The organism is Bacillus sp. S/N-304-OC-R1 (assembly GCF_019749375.1).
Lineage (GTDB): Bacteria > Bacillota > Bacilli > Bacillales > Cytobacillaceae > Cytobacillus.
The window spans coordinates 88,062-107,393 of the sequence record NZ_JACWFE010000013.1 but is presented as its reverse complement, the minus strand read 5'-3'; the positions used below and the strand labels follow the sequence as shown (position 1 = coordinate 107,393).

Here is a 19,332-nt window from a genome sequence, read left to right as displayed (position 1 = left end):
TATCTTTCTGAAAATTATTATTATTTAAATATATTATCCGTGATAACCTATTAATTTTCAAGTGTTCTTTTTAATTAATATTTATTCACTTAAATGTATTTTAACACATGTTTATAATTATGCAATACTATTTATTTAATATACGTTATTTTACTATTCTGACAACTAACTTCGTGATTTTACACCGAGAGATTTCGAAATATAATAATGCATAAAAATAAATATATTTGTATTTTTATTGTGTTATATAAAGGAAAAAAATTATATAAAAAAAGCCCCTAAAGGGACTTTTACATATCTTCACAATATTGTTCAAATGCATTTTGCAATTTTTGGACGACTGCCATTGGCTCATGGCCTTCAATTTCATGACGCTCGATCATCGTGCACAGCTTTCCGTCTTTTAATAAGGCAAAAGATGGTGAGGATGGCGGATATCCTGTAAAATAATTACGTGCAGCAGCAGTTGCATCTTTATCTTGACCAGCAAATACAGTCACTAGATGATCTGGCCGTTTATCGTAATGAAGCGAGTGAGCAGCTGCGGGTCTTGCAATTCCGCCAGCACATCCGCAAACAGAGTTAACCATTACAAGAGTAGTTCCTTTTTGATTTAGTGCTTCCTCTACCTCATCTGTTGTTTTTAATTCTGTATAGCCTGCAGCCACGATCTCTTTACGTGCCTGATTAACAACATCATTCATAAATAAATTAAAATCCATATTCATAAAAATCTTTCCTCCTTATTTCAAAAAGTTGCCTTACCTACATCATACCAATAGTTATGCCTTGTTTTCAATGTAATGAAATAGTTTATATTAAAATGTTGTTTTTAGTGATTCAATCATGAATATGAAAAGCTGCCCCAATTGGGACAGCTCTCTATTATTCTCGATTTAGAGAAAAGACTTTAAACAGTTCTTCTACCGCCGATGTAACTGTCCGATTTCCTGCAATAACCTCGTTTTCAATCTTTGGCAAAAGGGTTCTTACTTCTTGATGATAGAAAAAGCTGAATTGCAGCTGATCAATAATCATCGAGTATATCCATTCCTTCGTTTGGAATCTTCTTCGTTCTTCAAAAACTCCCCTTTCCTTTGTTTGCACTTCAAAGGTCCGGATCGTTTGCCAAATCTCACTCATTCCCTCATTATACATGGCTGAACAAGTAAAAGCTTTTGTTTCCCAGCCTTTTGTTGCCGGCTGCAGAAAGTGAAGAATGCGGCTGTACTCTTCCTTCGTTTTTAAGGCAAGCCCTTTATTCGGTCCATCCGCTTTATTGACAACAATTGCATCAGCAAGCTCCATAATCCCTTTTTTCATCCCTTGGAGTTCGTCGCCTGCACCCGTTAAAACCAATAGCATAAAAAAGTCGACCATATCTCTTACAAGCACTTCACTCTGACCGACACCAACAGTTTCAATTAAAATTACATCGAAGCCGGCAGCCTCGCAGATAAGCATCGTTTCTCTCGTTTTACGATGAACACCGCCAAGTTTGCCAGAGGATGGTGACGGACGAATATATGCTCTAGGATTTCTAGAAAGGAACTCCATCCTAGTTTTATCCCCAAGGATGCTGCCTCCGCTTATACTCGAGCTAGGATCAATTGCAAGTACTGCTACTTTTAACCCGAGGTCACATAAATACGATCCAAACGCCTCAATGAATGTACTTTTTCCCGCTCCAGGAACTCCAGTAATGCCAATTCGTATGGCTTTTCCGGAAAAAGGGAGCAGCCTCTGCAAAAGATCCTGTGCTTTTCGAAAATGATGTTCTGCATTACTCTCAATTAATGTGATTGCCCGCGCAAGCAATGTCCGATTGCCATCTATAATACCTGCAGCTAATTCATCATTATTCGGATCATGCCCAGACTTCTTCTTGAATTTAGTATTTTTCACAAATCCATAACTGTCTGAAGTTATTTCTACTCCCTTTCTTACAACAGTAGTAAAGTTATCGGGATTGGAGCCGTCAAACCATTCAGGTTTTTTTTCATTATTCATTTGTGACTTCCTCATAACCTATCCGGTTATAAATTTCGCGAATAACCTTTTGGGCAGCAACTGGAATGACTGTTCCCGGTCCAAAGATTGCGGAAGCACCATGTTCATATAGATATTCGTAGTCCTGAGCTGGAATCACTCCGCCAATCACGACGAGAATATCTTCCCTATCAAGCTTTTCAAGCTCTTCAATTAACTGTGGAAGAAGAGTTTTATGTCCTGCAGCCAGTGAACTAATTCCAATCACATGGACATCATTTTCAACTGCCTGTCTTGCTGTTTCTTCAGGAGTTTGGAATAAAGGGCCAATATCTACATCAAATCCTAGATCTGCAAAGGCAGTTGCAATAACTTTTGCTCCACGGTCATGCCCATCCTGTCCCATCTTCGCAATTAGTATCCGTGGCCTTCTGCCTTCGTTCTCTAAGAATTCATCTGTCATTTTCTTCACTTCAATGATTTCCTCTTCATTTGAAAAAGCAGAACTATAAACACCGCTAATCGAGCGAATAATCGCTTTGTGACGGTTAGCCACTTTTTCAATAGCGGAGGAAATTTCACCAAGTGTTGCCCGAACTCTACCCGCTTGTACAGATAATTCCAGCAAATTACCTTCACCTGTTTCAGCCGCTTTTGTAATGGACACAAGTGCTTCGTTAACCTTTTCTTCATCACGTGCTGCCTTCAAAGTCTGCAGCTTTTCAATTTGCTTTAGACGAACAGCTGTATTATCAATATCTAGTATTTCAATTGGCTCTTCTATGTCAAGCCGATATTTATTTACCCCGATAATGATCTCTTTACCTGAATCAATCTGTGCTTGCCTGCGTGCAGCTGCTTCTTCTATCTTCATTTTTGGCAGTCCAGTTTCAATAGCTTTCGCCATGCCTCCCAGACCTTCAATTTCCTCAATATGCTCCCACGCCCGTTTAATTAACCCATCTGTTAATGCTTCTACATAATAAGAGCCTGCCCAAGGATCAATGACATTCGTGATTCCTGTTTCCTCTTGAAGATAAAGCTGTGTATTTCTTGCAATCCTTGCAGAGAAATCAGTTGGCAGTGCAATCGCTTCATCTAGTGCATTTGTATGCAGTGATTGGGTATGTCCCATTGCCGCTGCATGAGCTTCGATTAATGTTCTCGTCACATTATTAAACGGATCCTGCTCTGTTAAGCTCCAGCCAGATGTTTGAGAATGCGTTCTGAGTGCCATCGACTTGTCGTTTTTTGGTTGGAACGTTTTCATCATTTTTGCCCAAATAAATCGCGCAGCACGCATTTTAGCAACTTCCATAAAGTAATTCATGCCGATCGCCCAGAAGAAGGAAAGTCTTGGTGCAAAGGAGTCAATATCGATTCCTGCCTTTAAGCCCGTTCTGACGTACTCTAATCCATCTGCTAATGTATAAGCAAGCTCAATATCTGCTGGTGCACCAGCCTCTTGCATATGATAGCCGGAAATACTGATGCTATTAAACTTAGGCATATATTTGGACGTGTATTCAAAAATATCAGCGATAATTTTCATAGACATATCCGGAGGATAAATATACGTATTCCTTACCATATATTCTTTTAAAATATCATTTTGAATGGTGCCTGATAACTTTTCCTGGCTGACACCTTGTTCTTCAGCAGTCACTATAAAGAAAGCCATAATTGGCAATACTGCGCCATTCATTGTCATCGAGACAGACATTTGGTCCAGAGGTATACCATCAAATAAAGTTTTCATATCTAGAACAGAATCAATTGCTACGCCTGCTTTTCCAACATCCCCCACTACTCTTGGATGATCAGAATCATAGCCGCGGTGTGTAGCAAGGTCAAATGCGACCGATAAACCCTTCTGTCCCATAGCAAGATTTCTTCGATAAAAAGCATTGCTCTCCTCCGCAGTAGAAAATCCTGCATATTGGCGAACTGTCCATGGACGATTCACATACATTGTCGGATAAGGTCCGCGTGTGTATGGCGGCAAGCCCGGGGTCCCATCCATATGGTGTAAATCTCTTAAATCCCCTTCCGTATAAAGAGGTTTGATAGCAATCTGTTCATTTGTTTCAAATAATAGATCTTCGATAGAACTATTTATTTCAGCTGCTGCTTTCTTTGTCCATTCATCCTTAGACGGCTTGCTGCCATCGAAAAGAGAAATGCTTTTAAAATCTGGTTTATTATTCATTACCAGCCACCTCCATTTCGCTTAATAAGGAAGATAGAATTTCAAAGCAATTGCTGCGAAGATGAATAAATTCATTTATTCCTGCTTGTTTAAACAGCACTTGTTTATCCCGATCAGGAAGACCTGCAAGATAAAGTTTTACATTCGGATGTTTTTCTTTTACAAGACGTGCCATTTCTTTGCCAAATTCTTCATACTGATTGTCTGTACCACAAATGATATAATGCTGAAGATTTGTTTCACTTACAAACAGTATTGCTTGTTCTGGCTCGGCAATATCTTGACTTTGGCAAGCGTGAATACCGCCTGGAGCAAGAAAACCCGTAATAAAATCCATTCTTGCTTTATGCGCCTTTAACTCTCCTAAGCAAATTAGACCAGCTGTCGGTTTTTTACCTGCTTTCTCCATTTGTTCTGCTTTTCTCCGTAACTTTTCAAATGGTTCTGACAAACGGACTTGTCGTAAACCGCCTTCATTTAAGTTAGCGCTTTCAAAGTTTTCAAGTGGAGAATCATTTAAACTCGCATATACATTTGTGCCAATGATACTTTTTTTCCTTGTATAAATATCATTGCTTCTTTTATTGTATACTTCAGTAATTTGTTCATCTACCCAGCCAGACTCTATTGCTTTATCCATGCCACCTAATTCGTCTATATTCTGAAATAATGTCCAAGCTTTTTCTGCCAGCTCATTTGTTAAACTTTCAATATACCAAGAACCGCCTGCAGGATCAGCAATCTTCTCTAAATGAGTTTCATTTTTTAAGATTAATTGAGTGTTACGTGCAATGCGATCAGAGAACGGAGTGGTTTTACCTTCCGGTTCATTGAAGGGGCTAACATTAAGATATTGAATACCTCCAAGTACAGCAGCAAATGCCTCATTACCTGCTCTAAGCATATTTACATAGGGATCATATACTGTTTTTGTAAAGGCAGAGGTTTCAGCCGATATGACCATGTTTGGACTATGATTTTCGACACCGTATGCCTCTATTACTTTATTCCAAAGCACTCTTGCAGCACGAAGCTTCGCAATTTCCATGAAAAAGTTAGCACCAATTGAAAATTTAAAAACAAGTTTACTCTTTATCGTATCTACTGTAAGCCCTCTTTCCAAAAGCTGCTGAATATGATGAACTCCGGTTGCCAGTGCAAAAGCAAGTTCCTGAACCGCATTACCTCCTGCATTATGGTAAATACTTGTGTTAACCATAATGGTCTTAAGGTTTGGCATGCTTGCATGTGCTAATTTGATTGTTTCGGCAAATGCATCATATGTTTGATTTTTTACAGCAGTGCCCTTCAATACTTTTGGTGCCATTGGATCTGCAGCTATATAACCAGATACCTTTTTACTATCGGGTTGCTTTGATAATTGCAGTAATATTTCTGCCTGGTTATCGGTTACTTCCATACAGAAAGGATATTCAGTATATAAACCATCAACTAAACTAGCAAACTCGTTAATATTAATATGATCTAAACTAAACGAAATGGCAGACTGCCCTCTTTTAAAAGCAGCAAGCAGGGTATCTCGTAAGCTCTCACCCTTTCTTGCTACTACCTTTTGAGCAACCTTCCATTCATGTGAAAGATATCCAAGCGAATGAATTCCTCTTCTATAATCTGTTTCACCAGGGTATTGTGAGACCTCCCTGTTATGAATATCCTGTTTCGTATAAAGGGGCTTTAATCCAATATTTTCATACGTATTAGTGTTTAAAGAATGAACAGGCTTTCCTTTTAAGGCTTCTTCAGCTTTTTTCTCCCAATCATTTAGGGAAAACGCCGGAAAGCATTCATTCATCATCTTTTTTATTGTCATGACCACTGTCTTAGCAGACAGCTTCCCCTCCCTTCATATGCTTATAAGTCCGTTCTGATTCTTGAAGGAAACTTAGCTTGATCTTTGTATATGAACGGAATTATATAAAAAATTCGTAAAAATCATATCATTAATATTTTATTACACAAATATTAAACAGGCAATTAGGGTCTGTCCCAATAATTATGGTATTCATGCTATTAAATACTGTTTTATTCCTTTTTCCTCAATATACGTAGAAAAGGCTGCCTGATGGCAGCCTTTTCTATATTAATAAACAGATGTATTTTCTTTTGAAGTGTTTTCTAGAATTTCTTTAACACGCTGTAAGAAACGTCCGCACACAAGACCATCTAGAACGCGATGATCAAGAGACATGCACAGATTCACCATATCACGAACAGCAATCATTCCGTTGTTCATGACCACTGGGCGCTTAACGATTGATTCAACCTGTAAGATGGCAGCCTGCGGATAGTTGATTATTCCATTTGACTGAATGGAGCCAAATGAACCTGTATTGTTCACAGTGAAAGTACCGCCAGACATCTCTGCTGAAGTTAGCTTCCCTGAACGTACCTTTGCTGCAAGTTCATTGATTTCACGGGCAATCCCTTTTATTGTTTTTTCATCGGCATGTTTAATAACTGGGACAAATAATGCATCATCTGTAGCAACTGCTATTGAAAGGTTAATATCCTTCTTTTGAATGATCTTATCGCCTGCCCACATCGAGTTGATTTGTGGGTATTCTTTAAGCGCCTGAGCAACAGCTTTTACAAAGAAAGCAAAGAATGTCAGGTTAAAGCCTTCTTTTTTCTTGAAATCATTTTTAATTGAATTCCGGTATTCAACTAAATTAGTAACATCCACTTCAATCATTGTCCAAGCATGTGGCGCCTCGTGCTTGCTGCGAAGCATATTAGCAGCGATCGCCTTGCGAACTCCTGTTACTGGGATTTCAATATCTCCAGGGACAACTGGCACATTCGGTGCAGGAGCCGCTTGCTTTTCTGGAGCAGGAGCTTCAATTTTAGCCGGCGAAGCTTCAGCTTGAGGAGCAGCTGCTTGTACTGATGCAGCCTGACTAGCTTTTGGAATATTGCCGGATTCAATAATTTCCATTAAATCTTTGCGCGTAATCCGTCCGTCTGCACCTGTGCCTGAAACTAAAGTTAGATCAATGCCATGCTCCTGTGATAGCTTCAAAACAGCAGGAGAATAACGTACTTTATTTCCATCTGTCTTCGCTTGAGCAGAAGACACTGCTGCTGCAGGAGTAACTATTTCTGTATTGCCAGCAGGTGCTTGTGTTTGTGGAGATTCTGGAGCCACATCCCCTGTTACGCCACCCTCTGTTTCAATCGTAAGGATTACTTCCCCGACTGCATAAGTTACACCTTCTTCGGCAACTAATTCCTTAATGGTGCCTGAAAAAGAAGATGGGACTTCAGCGTTTACCTTATCTGTCATTACTTCTGCAAGCGGATCATATTTATTTACTTTATCACCAACAGAGACTAACCATTTACTAATGGTACCCTCTGTAACACTTTCACCTAATTGCGGCATTTTAATTTGTTCTATTGCCAATGGAATTGCCTCCTTCACTTTTGTCCAGCTGCAGTGCCTAGCCCCGACGTACAGGAAGTACTAGTGTCGACAATGCGACAGGACGTCGCGTTTTTGTCGACCTCGAGGTCATAAGTCGTTCCAGCAATAAGGTAAAAATCGACCTTTTTGCTGGCTCGTCTTATGCTTGTCGGGGCTGAACGAGGCACTTCCGCTTTTCTAACTAAAATTCTGCCAATTCTCTCATTGCTTTTTCTACTTTATCAGGGTTGACCATAAAGAATTTTTCCATTGTTGGAGCATATGGCATCGCTGGAACATCAGGACCAGCAAGGCGCTTAATCGGAGCATCAAGCTCAAAAAGGCAATTCTCAGCAATGATAGCTGAAACTTCACTCATTATGCTGCCTTCTTTATTATCCTCTGTTAGAAGTAAAACTTTACCTGTTTTTGTAGCAGCTTCGATAATTGCTTCTTTATCAAGCGGATATACTGTTCTTAAGTCAAGAATATGCGCTGAAATGCCGTCTTTCGCTAATCTTTCAGCCGCTTGCAGAGCAAAATGAACACATAAACCGTAAGTAATGACCGTAATGTCTTCACCTTCGCGCTTTACGTCTGCTTTTCCAATTGGCAATACATAATCATCGTCCGGAACTTCTCCTTTAATTAAACGGTAAGCACGTTTATGCTCAAAGAAAAGAACTGGATCTTCATCACGAATAGCTGCTTTTAATAAACCTTTTACGTCATAAGGCGTTGAAGGCATGACAATTTTCAAGCCAGGCTGATTAGCAAAAACCGATTCAACTGACTGAGAATGATATAAAGCTCCATGAACTCCTCCGCCATAAGGAGCACGAATAACGATTGGACAGCTCCAATCATTATTAGAACGGTATCGAATTCTTGCTGCCTCTGAAATAATTTGGTTTACAGCGGGCATAATAAAATCAGCAAATTGCATTTCTGCGATTGGACGCATACCATACATAGCCGCTCCAATCCCTACTCCCGCGATTGCAGACTCTGCAAGCGGCGTGTCAATAACACGTTCCTCTCCAAATTGGTCATATAAGCCTTGAGTTGCTTTGAAAACTCCGCCTTTTTTACCAACATCTTCCCCTAATACAAAAACCTTAGGATCTCTTTCCATTTCTTCACGGATTGCCATTGTTACCGCATCAATATAAGAAATTACCGCCATGTTCGTTCCCCCTTACTATTCAGCATAAACATATTTCAATGCATGTTCCGGTTCTGCATATGGTGCGTTTTCAGCATAGTCAGTCGCTTCATTTACTTGCTTCATTACACGGTCATTAATTTCTTTTTCTAATTCATCATTCATAATTCCTAACTCTTTTAAATATGCACCAAATGTGATAAGCGAATCTTTAGTTTTCGCTTCAGCCACTTCATCAGGTGATCGATAGCTGCGATCATCGTCATCAGAAGAGTGAGGAGTTAAACGATATGAAACCGTTTCTACTAATGTAGGACCTTCTCCACGGCGTCCTCTGTCTGCCGCTTCCTTAACTGCTTGATAGACAGCAAGAGGATCATTTCCATCGACTGTAACTCCAGGCATTCCGTAGCCTATTGCACGATCTGATACATTTTCACAAGCCAATTGCTTTTCAATCGGTACGGAAATAGCATACTTATTATTTTCACACATGAAGATAACCGGAAGCTTATGAACTCCAGCAAAGTTTGCGCCTTCATGGAAATCCCCTTGGTTAGAAGAGCCTTCTCCAAATGTTACGAACGTCACTAAATCCTTCCCTTCCATTCTGCCTGCTAATGCAACACCGACAGCATGTGGAACTTGTGTAGTAACTGGAGAAGAACCTGTTACGATTCGATTTTTCTTTTGGCCAAAATGGCCTGGCATTTGTCTGCCTCCTGAGTTTGGATCTTCTGCCTTTGCAAACGCTGAAAGCATTAATTCTGTTGGGGTCATGCCAAATGTAAGTACGACGCCCATATCACGATAATACGGAAGAACATAATCCTTATCCTTATCAAGTGCGAACGCTGCTCCAACCTGAGCAGCCTCTTGACCTTGACATGAAATAACAAAAGGAATTTTCCCTGCACGGTTTAAAAGCCACATACGCTCATCGATACGACGTGATAAAAGCATGGTTTCGTACATCTGTAATACCGTTTCATCACTTAATCCTAAATCTTTATGACGGTTTTCAACCATTTCAAACCCTCCTAATAAGTTATATGGAAAGAGCATGGAGCTCTTTGTTATTCACAAAATTAACAAATCAAATATTGGAGATTAACCGTGAATTGCCTTCCCGTCCACAGCAAGTGCTGCTTCCCCAATAGCCTCTGATAAAGTTGGGTGTGGATGGATCGTATTAGCAACTTCCCAAGGAGTTGCGTCTAGGACACGGGCTAAGCCAGCTTCAGAAATCATATCCGTTACATGTGGTCCTATCATGTGCACACCTAGAATATCATTTGTCTCCTCATCAGCAACAATTTTAACAAAGCCATCCGATTCTCCAAATACTAGTGCCTTTCCAATTGCACGGAATGAGAATTTTCCAGTCTTTACTTTATAGCCCATTTCTTTAGCTTCATCTTCGGTGTAGCCGACACTGGCCGCTTCCGGAGAGCTATAAATACATTTAGATACAAGACTATAATTAATCGGTGATGGATTTTGGTTCGCGATATGCTCTACAGCCACAATCCCTTCATGAGAAGCAACATGTGCGAGCTGTAATCCGCCAATTACATCTCCAATTGCATAAATATGGGATTCTTTCGTTTGGAAAAACTCATTTGTTACAATATAGCCCTTTTCAATCTGGATATCTGTATTCTCAATGCCGATTCCTTCAGTATTCGCTTGACGTCCAACTGAAACAAGCAGCTTTTCAGCAGAAAATTCTCTTTGTTCTCCTTTTACTTCTGCTGAAATTGTTACATTGCTGTCTGTTTGTTGAAGTGTTTCCGGCAGCACTTTGGCACTCGTAATAATTTTTACGCCTTTTTTCTTCATTAAACGCTGCATTTCTTTAGAAATTTCTTTATCTTCTGTTGGAATAATGCGATCAGCATATTCAATAACGGTCACTTCCGCACCGAAATCTGAAAGCATAGAAGCCCATTCGATTCCGATAACCCCGCCGCCTACGATTATAATTGAGCTTGGAATCTCTTCCATTACTAATGCTTCATCTGAAGTCATTACCTTTCCGCCAATCTCAAGACCTGGTAATGTTCTAGGGCGAGAGCCTGTTGCTACAATCACATTTTTCGGAATTAGCATTGAGTTTTCCTCGCCATTATTCATTTCAACTGAAATAGTTCCTGGCATTGGAGAAAAAATCGATGGACCTAAAATCCTGCCCGTTCCTTCAAAGACATCAATTTTTCCTTGCTTCATTAAATGTTGAACACCTTTATGAAGCTGGTCCACAATTTTATTTTTTCTTTCTTGAACTTTATTAAAGTTAACTGCAACATTTTCAGCTGTTATACCGAACTCTTCGCTGCGTTTTGCGGTTGCAAATACTTCCGCACTTCTTAGGAGTGCTTTACTTGGAATACAGCCTTTATGTAAGCATGTACCGCCAAGTTTTCCTTTTTCAACGAGAGCTGTTTTTAGTCCTAGTTGTGATGCACGGATCGCAGCAACATAACCGCCTGTACCTCCGCCTAATATGACTAAATCGTATTCTTCTGCCACTTTTATTCCTCCTATTATGGATATACTTAACAATGGGGATTTAGAGCTGGAGATAGACAGTGATTTAACTATAGAACTGTTACTTTATTTTGTGTTCTAGGATATTCCTTTTCTGTTTCCTCACCGCGAAGTACACGCAGAGCTCCTTCAGCTAATGCTTGTAATTCGTTTTCACCAGGTTGGACTATCACATCTGCAATCCAATTAATTCGATCACTTATTTCTTTAACAAAATCTTTACCATAAGCAAGTCCGCCGGTTATAACAATTGCATCAACTTTCCCACTCAAAACTGCACTTGCTGCTCCAATTTCTTTTGCAACTTGATAAGCCATTGCCGAGTAAATTAGCTTTGCGTAGTCATCACCATTTTTAATCATTTCTTCAACCTTAAGGGCATCATTCGTACCTAAATATCCAACAAGTCCGCCTTGCCCGACGATTTTTCTCATGATTTCTTCACGATAATAAGAGCCTGAATAGCACAATGAAACTAAATCACCTACGGGAACAGTTCCAGCACGCTCTGGGCTAAATGGTCCCTCTCCATGTAATCCATTATTTACATCGATGACCTTGCCTTTTTGATGCGCGCCGACTGTTATTCCGCCACCCATGTGAGTAATGATTAAATTAAGGTCTTCATACTTTTTACCTAATTCTTTTGCCGCTCTTCTAGCAACAGCTTTTTGATTTAAAGCATGAAAAATACTTTTTCTTTCAATAAGTGAGAAACCGGAAATTCTGGCAATTGGGGCTAATTCATCAACTACTACTGGATCAACAATATAAGATGGGATATTTAATGCTGCAGCTATTTCATAAGCAATGATTCCGCCAAGATTTGAAGCATGCTGACCAGCATAGCCATCCCTAAGATCCTTGAGCATCGCTTCATTTACCGGGTAGGTTCCTCCCTCAATAGGTCTTAACAGCCCGCCTCTACCACAGACAGCATTAAGCTTTGAAATATTTATACCCTCTATGTCCAACGTTTCAAGGATGACATTTTTACGAAATTCGTACTGATCAATAATGTTCTCATATGAATTAATTACTTCTAAGTCATGACGTATCGTTTTCTCTAATATTGAAATGTCGTTATCGAATACTCCAATTTTGGTTGATGTAGATCCTGGGTTGATGACGAGAATTCGATGTTCTTGTTCTAGCACAATGAAACCTCCGTTTAAAATGCTCACCGGAAGAATTGTTCTATTCATCCAGTGAGCAAACTTTATGCCGTTAATCGGCAAGCATTAATTTCTTAATTTAAACTATAAGCGCAATTATTTACGGCGGCTTAAAATGTGATGGCCATTTTGCAGGAATTGGCTTCTAGAATTTCTCATTCTTTCGATTCGTTCTTCTACCATTCTGTCTGCAGCCTTATAAGTTGGAATATTGTCTCGTTTTGAAATTTCAATAACCTTTTCAATGCTTTGGTAAAGGCCTTCTACCTTTTTTAGTGCACGTTCTGCATTATATCCGTATAACTCATCTGCTACATTGATAACTCCACCGGCATTAATAACATAGTCAGGTGCGTATACAATTCCCATTTCATGAAGAATGTCTCCATGTCTTTCTTCTTTCAACTGGTTATTAGCTGATCCTGCAACAACCTTTGCTTTTAATTGCGGAATCGTTTCATCATTAATTGTGGCACCAAGTGCACATGGTGCATAAATATCACACTCTACGCCATAAATTTCATTTGGTTCAACCGCTTTTGCACCAAAATCATTTACTGCACGCTGAACAGCCTCTTTATTAATATCGGTAACAATCAGCTGGGCGCCCTCTTCATGTAAATGCTTGCAAAGGCTGTATGCTACGTTTCCGACACCTTGAACCGCTATTACTTTGCCTTCAAGTGAATCTGAGCCAAATGCTTCCTTTGCAGCAGCCTTCATACCGACATAAACTCCGTAAGCTGTTACTGGAGATGGATTCCCTGAAGATCCAAAGGCAGGTGAAATACCTGTAACATAATCTGTTTCTTCGTGAATAAGGTCCATATCAGCTACTGTTGTACCAACATCTTCAGCTGTAATGTAACGGCCATTTAAACCTTGAATATAACGGCCAAATGCACGGAACATTTCTTCGTTTTTGTCTTTTTTCGGATCTCCGATAATAACTGTTTTACCGCCACCAAGGTTAAGCCCTGCTGCAGCATTTTTGTAAGTCATACCTTTAGCTAAACGCAGCGCATCTTCAATTGCTTCTTCTTCTGAAGCATATGTCCACATTCTTGTTCCGCCTAAAGCAGGTCCTAAAGTTGTATCATGAATAGCAATAATTGCTTTTAATCCTGATGTTTTATCTTGGCAAAATACTACTTGCTCATAATCATATTTTTCTAGATACTTAAAAATTTCCATCTGAAAAGCCTCCTAAGAATGTATGTTTTGAATAAGTTATAGAAAACATCCGCAGCCTGTACTGTCACTAGTATAGTAACTTCTTGACTAGGCAATCAGGATGCTGAACATAAAGCCAATGCTAAGGAATAGAGCTTGCTCTCCGCTGAATCTGCTCGTGATGTTAGAACAATTGGAGCCTTTGCTCCAGCAATGACAGCCCCAACTTTAGCTCTTGCAAAATAAATTAATGATTTATACAGAGTGTTGCCAACTTCAATCGTTGGCACTAATAATATATCAGCTTTTCCTGCAACATCACTTATAATTCCCTTATGGTCTGCAGCTGTTACCGAAATAGCATTGTCTAAAGCCAGTGGCCCGTCGACAATACAGTCTGTCAGCTGTCCGCGCTTGTTCATTAATGTTAAGGCAGCTGCATCAAGAGTTGCTTGCATGGCCGGATTAATTACCTCCACTGCTGCAAGAGGTGCAACTAGCGGTTTTTCAATTCCAATACTCCTTGCAATCCCGACTGCATTTTTAATAATTTGCGCTTTTTGATCTAAGTCTGGAGCAATATTCATGGCTGCATCTGTAATAATTGTATATCTGTCATAGTCTGGGATTTCAAATACAGCAACATGAGATAAGACACTTCCAGTCCTTAATCCATATTCCTTATTTAATACGGCTTTTAGAAGTGTTGCCGTTGGAACATTTCCCTTCATTAAAACATCCGCTTCATTTAATTTCACTGCCTTAACTGCATTTTCTGCAGCTAAACCTTTTGAGAGCGTATGAATGATTTGAATTTTATTGCTTGAGGCTAAATTTTCGTACTTTTTAACTAATTTCAATATTTTTTCTTTGTCCCCAAACAACAAAAACTTTGCTAAGTTATGATTAACCGCCATGGAGACAGCCTCGATAACTTCTTGATCTTCTGCGGCAGCAATAGCTACTGTTTTTTCTTCATATTGGGTTGCTCTCTGTATAAGCGAATCCAACTTCATCTAGTCTCAACCCCTTTACTGTAAAAGCGCTAATTTCAATTACTGCTACAGTCACTTATCTATTTTGCAAGATTTGTGCCAAAACAAAAATTCTATGAAAACGCTTTATTTCTGTAATTGTAGTATGAAAAAATATGCACACTCTGCAAATTATTGCATGCTATTGTTTGCAATTTCATATTTCTCTATCTTATAATACAAATTTCTTACCGACAATCCGAGTGACTTGGCTGCTAGTGTTTTATTTCCAAGTGATTTTTTTAAAGTATGTTCTATAAGTTCCTTTTCATATTGTTCAACTAGCTGAGCCAATGTTTTGTTAGGATTAAATTCATTTGTCTCATATTCCCTTTGGCTCTTGTTTTCAAGTTTTAATAACTCCGGAACATGATGTTCGTCCAAAATATTTTCATTATAATTCATAAAAATAATGGCTCTTCCTAAAATATTATCAAGTTCCCTGACATTTCCGGGCCAATCATACAACATTAATTTATTCATGGCCGCTTGAGATGTACTTTCTACATTACGTCCATACTCCTGATTAATTTTTTGGATAAGACGATTGCATAGGAGCGGAATATCTTCCTTTCGCTTTCTAAGAGGGGGAATGTGAATAGGCATTCTATTTAAGCGATAATATAAGTCTTCCCTGAAAGTTCCACTTGCAATTCCTTTTTCTAAATTTACATTCGTTGCAGCAATAACTCTGACATTAATTCCAATCGGCTTTGTTCCGCCAACTCTTGTGATTTCTTTTTCCTGCAAAACTCTTAATAGTTTTGCCTGTGTGTTAGCTGATAACTCACCAATTTCATCTAAGAAAATGCTGCCATTATTCGCTTCCTCAAACAAACCCCTTTTTCCGCCACGTTTTGCACCGGAAAAAGCACCTTCTTCATATCCAAACAGCTCACTTTCCAACAAAGATTCTGAAAGGGCTGCACAATTCACACGAATAAACTTATTATATTTTCGGTCACTGCCATTATGGATCGCATGGGCAAATAATTCCTTCCCAGTTCCTGACTCCCCACGGAGTAATACGGTTGCCGGAGTCTTTGCTCCAAGACGAGCTTGTTCAATGGCAATCGTCATTTCCTCTGACTCGCCAATTATGTCCTCAAAGGTATATTTTGCCTCAAGATTCCGGATAATTTGCCGTGCATGGTTTAGTTCACGATTTAATGTTTTAATTTCTGATACGTCATGAATGACGCCAACACTGCCTTTTAATTTGCCATCTACAATTACAGGAGCCACATTTACGATAACCTCTTTTTTCTTTGGCCCTACACGCATAGCTACTCCTCTTACAGCCCGCCTCGTTTGAAGCACCTTCATATGTACACTTTCACCTTCAGAAATATCTGCGGTTGCCGGTTTTCCAATAACCTCTTCCTCCGAAAGCCCAGTAATTCTTGAATAGGCTGGATTAATTAAGATCCCCCGTCCATTTTCATCAACAACCGAAATTGCTTCATCACTTGACTGAATGATAGCTTGGAGCATCGTTTGTATTTCCTTTAAATTGGTGATCTCCTCAGCCAAGTTCATAACTTCCGTAATATCCTTGAACACAGCAAAAGCACCAATAAGCTCGTTGTTCTCAGTTACCATCGGCACTCTTGTTGTAATAATTTTTACACCATTATTTAGAACAAGCTCTTGATTCGCATATGTACGTCTTGTCTCTAATACTCTTGGCAGTTCACTATTGGAAATAACTTCAAGGATGTGTTTACCAATTACTTCTTTTCGATTTGTCCCCGTCATTCTTTCAGCACTTTTATTAAAAAGGATGATTTCACAGTGTTTATTAATCACAATCATGCCATCGCCAGTTGAGTTAAAAATAAGATCGTGCTTATATTTTTCATTTTGTATATTTGTTATTAATTCTTCTTTTTCCTCGATGAGATTGGCAATTAATGCAGCAACACTGCCAGGAATAAGCACTGAATTTTTATTTTTTGCTTCTCTCAGTTCAATAAATACGTTTTCATCCCCAGTTACTTCAACGATAATATCTATATCTTGCTTTATAAATTTTCTCCAGTCCGGATCTGTAGGAATTCCACTTTCTTTTGCAATTAAGAGGCCAAGTGCATGAGGATTATGGTCAACGACAGCAATGACTTTTAGCATAGCAGTTTCTTTTATTATTTTTAATATTGCTGATCCGCCTTTTCCTGCACCCACAATCATAACTGTTTGCATAATCGTGTGACCACCTTCTTAATTGAAATTTTTTTCATTAGCATTTCACATTTTGTGCAATTTATTTCACACTTATTTTATCTTAAGAATTCTATCATGCCAACTAAAAAGGTAAAGCAATTTACTAAGAACCTTTTGAAAGGCTCAATCGCTTGACAAATCCTTCTGTTGATTTATTATTTTTATGAGCGATATTATCATGTATTAGGGAACGAAGGGATTTTTCGTATGATAAGAATTATTGCGTTATTAATTATGCTTATACCAGGTTTTCTGGCTGCATACGGAATAAAATTAATGAGGGATATGGTATTTGGCATTTTACAAAGCCCCTTTCCTTATTTATGGCTTCAGTTTTTAGCCGGACTGCTTTTCTTTGTTGTCGGACTTGGTTTTATTGCAGGTTTTATCCTGCACCGCGATCGCAAGAAAAATAAAGTACAACCGCGTTTCCAAAGAAAAAATGGAAAAGGATGACTCAATGTCATCCTTTTTTAAATATACATTCCCCTAATTTTCCTAGCTAAAACAGGGTCATCTGTAATAAATGCTGAACACCCTGCTGATATTAATCGATGCATTTCCTTCTCTTTGTTAACGGTGTATGGTCTAACAGCTATACCGTATTCCTCTGAGGCCTTTATCAATTCAGTCCTTGCAATTGTATATTTAGGATGCATGCTCTTGGCGCCTATTGATTCAGCATATATCCATGGCATAAAAAGCCCTTCAGAAAATAGCGGGGCTGTTTCAATTTCCGGAGCAAGCCTGTAACAATACACAATACTATAATGATTAAATGATGAAAGAACAACGCGGTCTGACATATTATATGCACGGACAAGGCTAATCACTTTTTCCTCCATACCTTCATAAGGTATAACCCCATTTTTCAGCTCTATATTGCAAATGATTTTATTGCCCTTCATCCATTCCAGGACCTCAGCCAAACAGGGAATCGGTTCAGTTTGTGAAAAAAGTTTTTTCTTATGCCGGCCAGCATCTAGCTTTCTTAAATCATTAAATGTAAAATCTTTAACGTAGCCTTTTCCATCCGTTGTTCGATCAACCTTTTCATCATGGATGACCACGATTTCACCGTCCTTTGTCAGCTGAACATCCAATTCAATTCCATCTGCATCAGCTTTTTCTGCTTCCCTAAATGATTTCAAAGTGTTTTCCGGGTACAGAGCAGAATATCCCCGATGGGCAAAAATAAGCGTCATTACACATTGCTCCCTTATTATGATATGGAGGTATAAAAATGAAACCATTACAAATTTCACCTGAAACTGCGGTTAAACTTGCTAAAAAATTGAAGCTTCCACTCGAGCAAATTTTACATATGCCACAGCATGTTCTAATTCAAAAAATGATGGAATTAGATAAAGAAAAAAACTAATTCAAAAAAAGCGTTCCCTTAATGAGAACGCTCTACTTTATTACTCCTTACCCTTTCAGGACGCTTTATGCTCAAGTCTTAATTTATCGGCTACCATCGCGATAAACTCAGAATTGGTTGGCTTAGCCTTGGACATAGAAACCGTATAGCCAAATAAAGACGAAATGGAATCGATATTTCCTCTGCTCCAGGCAACCTCAATCGCATGCCGAATAGCACGTTCAACTCGGCTTGCGGTTGTATTATATTTCTTCGCTATATCCGGATAAAGTACCTTTGTTATAGAACCAAGTAGTTCAATATCGTTATAAACCATGGAAATGGCTTCACGAAGATACATATACCCTTTAATATGTGCAGGCACGCCAATTTCATGGATAATGCTTGTAATGCTTGCATCAAGATTTTTTGGCTTCGATTCTACTTGTGGCCTATAGGCTGAAGATACCGTCTTCCTAATGACTGGATTTGCCTTTCCGCTCACTTGACGAATATGACTAGCTAAATTTTCCATATCAAATGGTTTTAAAATAAAATATGATGCGCCTAAATCAACCGCTTTTTTTGTAACATCTTCCTGCCCAAAAGCAGTTAGCATAATTACATTTGGAAGATAGCTCTTATTCATTTCACGCATTTTAGAAAGTACCGCTAATCCATCCAAATGAGGCATAATAATATCTAAAACAAGAACATCTGGATCCTCATGCTCTAATATATCCAAGCATTCCTGTCCATTATGGCCAACACCTACAACTTCCATATCTTCCTGTGATGAAATATATTCTTCTAAAAGTCCGACAAGCTCTCTATTGTCATCGACAACACAAACTTTAATTTTACTCACGAATTCTTTCCTCCCCGATCCTTTGTGGTCTCTTTAATGTCTATTCTTATTCTAAATGAGAAATTCGACAATGCAACTGAAAATCCTTTTGTTTTTTTTAAAAAACTCAAAAATAGGAGAAAATCTTTAGTTTTCTTTTATTTTCTCTACTATTCGACCATT

General features: G+C 38.8%; 16 protein-coding genes. 2 read left to right on the top strand and 14 right to left on the bottom strand.

Translation table 11 applies throughout. The features are described from left to right. Positions 1–290: 290 nt before the first annotated feature. The 12 genes from H0173_RS11100 to H0173_RS11045 form a co-directional block, all read right to left on the bottom strand. Positions 291–728 (bottom strand): BrxA/BrxB family bacilliredoxin, encoded by a 438-nt coding sequence (locus tag H0173_RS11100; protein ID WP_221846590.1) that lies wholly within the window; start codon positions 726–728, stop codon positions 291–293. 157 nt (positions 729–885) lie between these two features. Then, positions 886–2,010: a methylmalonyl Co-A mutase-associated GTPase MeaB gene (gene meaB, locus H0173_RS11095; protein ID WP_221846589.1), complete on the bottom strand. Its 1,125-nt coding sequence runs from the start codon at positions 2,008–2,010 to the stop codon at positions 886–888. After that, on the bottom strand, positions 2,003–4,198 hold the full coding sequence (scpA, locus tag H0173_RS11090) for a methylmalonyl-CoA mutase (RefSeq protein WP_221846588.1): 2,196 nt from the start codon (positions 4,196–4,198) through the stop codon (positions 2,003–2,005). The genes meaB and scpA overlap by 8 nt, the downstream gene beginning before the upstream one ends. Further along, complete coding sequence (locus H0173_RS11085) at positions 4,191–6,029, bottom strand: methylmalonyl-CoA mutase family protein (protein WP_221846587.1); 1,839 nt, start codon at positions 6,027–6,029, stop codon at positions 4,191–4,193. The genes scpA and H0173_RS11085 overlap by 8 nt, the downstream gene beginning before the upstream one ends. A 270-nt stretch (positions 6,030–6,299) precedes the next feature. After that, a complete protein-coding gene (locus H0173_RS11080) occupies positions 6,300–7,622 on the bottom strand; it encodes a dihydrolipoamide acetyltransferase family protein (RefSeq protein WP_221846586.1) in 1,323 nt (440 codons plus the stop codon). A gap of 202 nt (positions 7,623–7,824) precedes the next feature. Further along, the gene (locus H0173_RS11075) at positions 7,825–8,808 is read right to left on the bottom strand and encodes an alpha-ketoacid dehydrogenase subunit beta (RefSeq protein ID WP_221846585.1); all 984 of its coding nucleotides are present in this window, start codon (positions 8,806–8,808) and stop codon (positions 7,825–7,827) included. Between the two features lie 15 nt (positions 8,809–8,823). After that, positions 8,824–9,816 (bottom strand): thiamine pyrophosphate-dependent dehydrogenase E1 component subunit alpha, encoded by a 993-nt coding sequence (locus H0173_RS11070; RefSeq protein WP_221846584.1) that lies wholly within the window; start codon positions 9,814–9,816, stop codon positions 8,824–8,826. An 81-nt stretch (positions 9,817–9,897) separates the two neighbouring features. Next, positions 9,898–11,319: a dihydrolipoyl dehydrogenase gene (gene lpdA, locus H0173_RS11065; protein WP_221846583.1), complete on the bottom strand. Its 1,422-nt coding sequence runs from the start codon at positions 11,317–11,319 to the stop codon at positions 9,898–9,900. A gap of 68 nt (positions 11,320–11,387) precedes the next feature. Then, a complete protein-coding gene (gene buk / locus H0173_RS11060) occupies positions 11,388–12,494 on the bottom strand; it encodes a butyrate kinase (RefSeq protein WP_313770630.1) in 1,107 nt (368 codons plus the stop codon). A gap of 114 nt (positions 12,495–12,608) precedes the next feature. Continuing rightward, positions 12,609–13,706: a branched-chain amino acid dehydrogenase gene (bcd, locus tag H0173_RS11055; protein WP_221846581.1), complete on the bottom strand. Its 1,098-nt coding sequence runs from the start codon at positions 13,704–13,706 to the stop codon at positions 12,609–12,611. A gap of 95 nt (positions 13,707–13,801) precedes the next feature. Further along, positions 13,802–14,701, bottom strand: a complete 900-nt coding sequence (gene yqiS / locus H0173_RS11050) for a phosphate butyryltransferase (RefSeq protein WP_221846580.1) — start codon at positions 14,699–14,701, stop codon at positions 13,802–13,804. 150 nt (positions 14,702–14,851) lie between these two features. Beyond that, positions 14,852–16,921 (bottom strand): sigma 54-interacting transcriptional regulator, encoded by a 2,070-nt coding sequence (locus H0173_RS11045; protein WP_221846579.1) that lies wholly within the window; start codon positions 16,919–16,921, stop codon positions 14,852–14,854. Positions 16,922–17,149: 228 nt separating this feature from the next. On the opposite strand from H0173_RS11045, the gene H0173_RS11040 reads away from it, so the two are divergent. Continuing rightward, positions 17,150–17,398 carry a DUF2627 domain-containing protein gene (locus tag H0173_RS11040; RefSeq protein ID WP_221846578.1) on the top strand — a complete coding sequence of 83 codons (249 nt, stop codon included), beginning with the start codon at positions 17,150–17,152 and terminating at the stop codon, positions 17,396–17,398. A 17-nt stretch (positions 17,399–17,415) separates the two neighbouring features. Here H0173_RS11040 and H0173_RS11035 read toward each other — a convergent pair whose 3' ends face one another. After that, a complete protein-coding gene (locus H0173_RS11035; RefSeq protein ID WP_221846577.1) occupies positions 17,416–18,147 on the bottom strand; it encodes a glycerophosphodiester phosphodiesterase in 732 nt (243 codons plus the stop codon). Positions 18,148–18,185: 38 nt separating this feature from the next. Here H0173_RS11035 and H0173_RS11030 point away from each other — a divergent pair, with 38 nt between their 5' ends. Next, positions 18,186–18,323 carry a YycC family protein gene (locus tag H0173_RS11030; RefSeq protein ID WP_221846576.1) on the top strand — a complete coding sequence of 46 codons (138 nt, stop codon included), beginning with the start codon at positions 18,186–18,188 and terminating at the stop codon, positions 18,321–18,323. 55 nt (positions 18,324–18,378) lie between these two features. On the opposite strand, the gene spo0A is transcribed toward H0173_RS11030, so the two are convergent. Then, complete coding sequence (gene spo0A / locus H0173_RS11025; protein WP_221846575.1) at positions 18,379–19,170, bottom strand: sporulation transcription factor Spo0A; 792 nt, start codon at positions 19,168–19,170, stop codon at positions 18,379–18,381. Positions 19,171–19,332 lie beyond the last annotated feature (162 nt).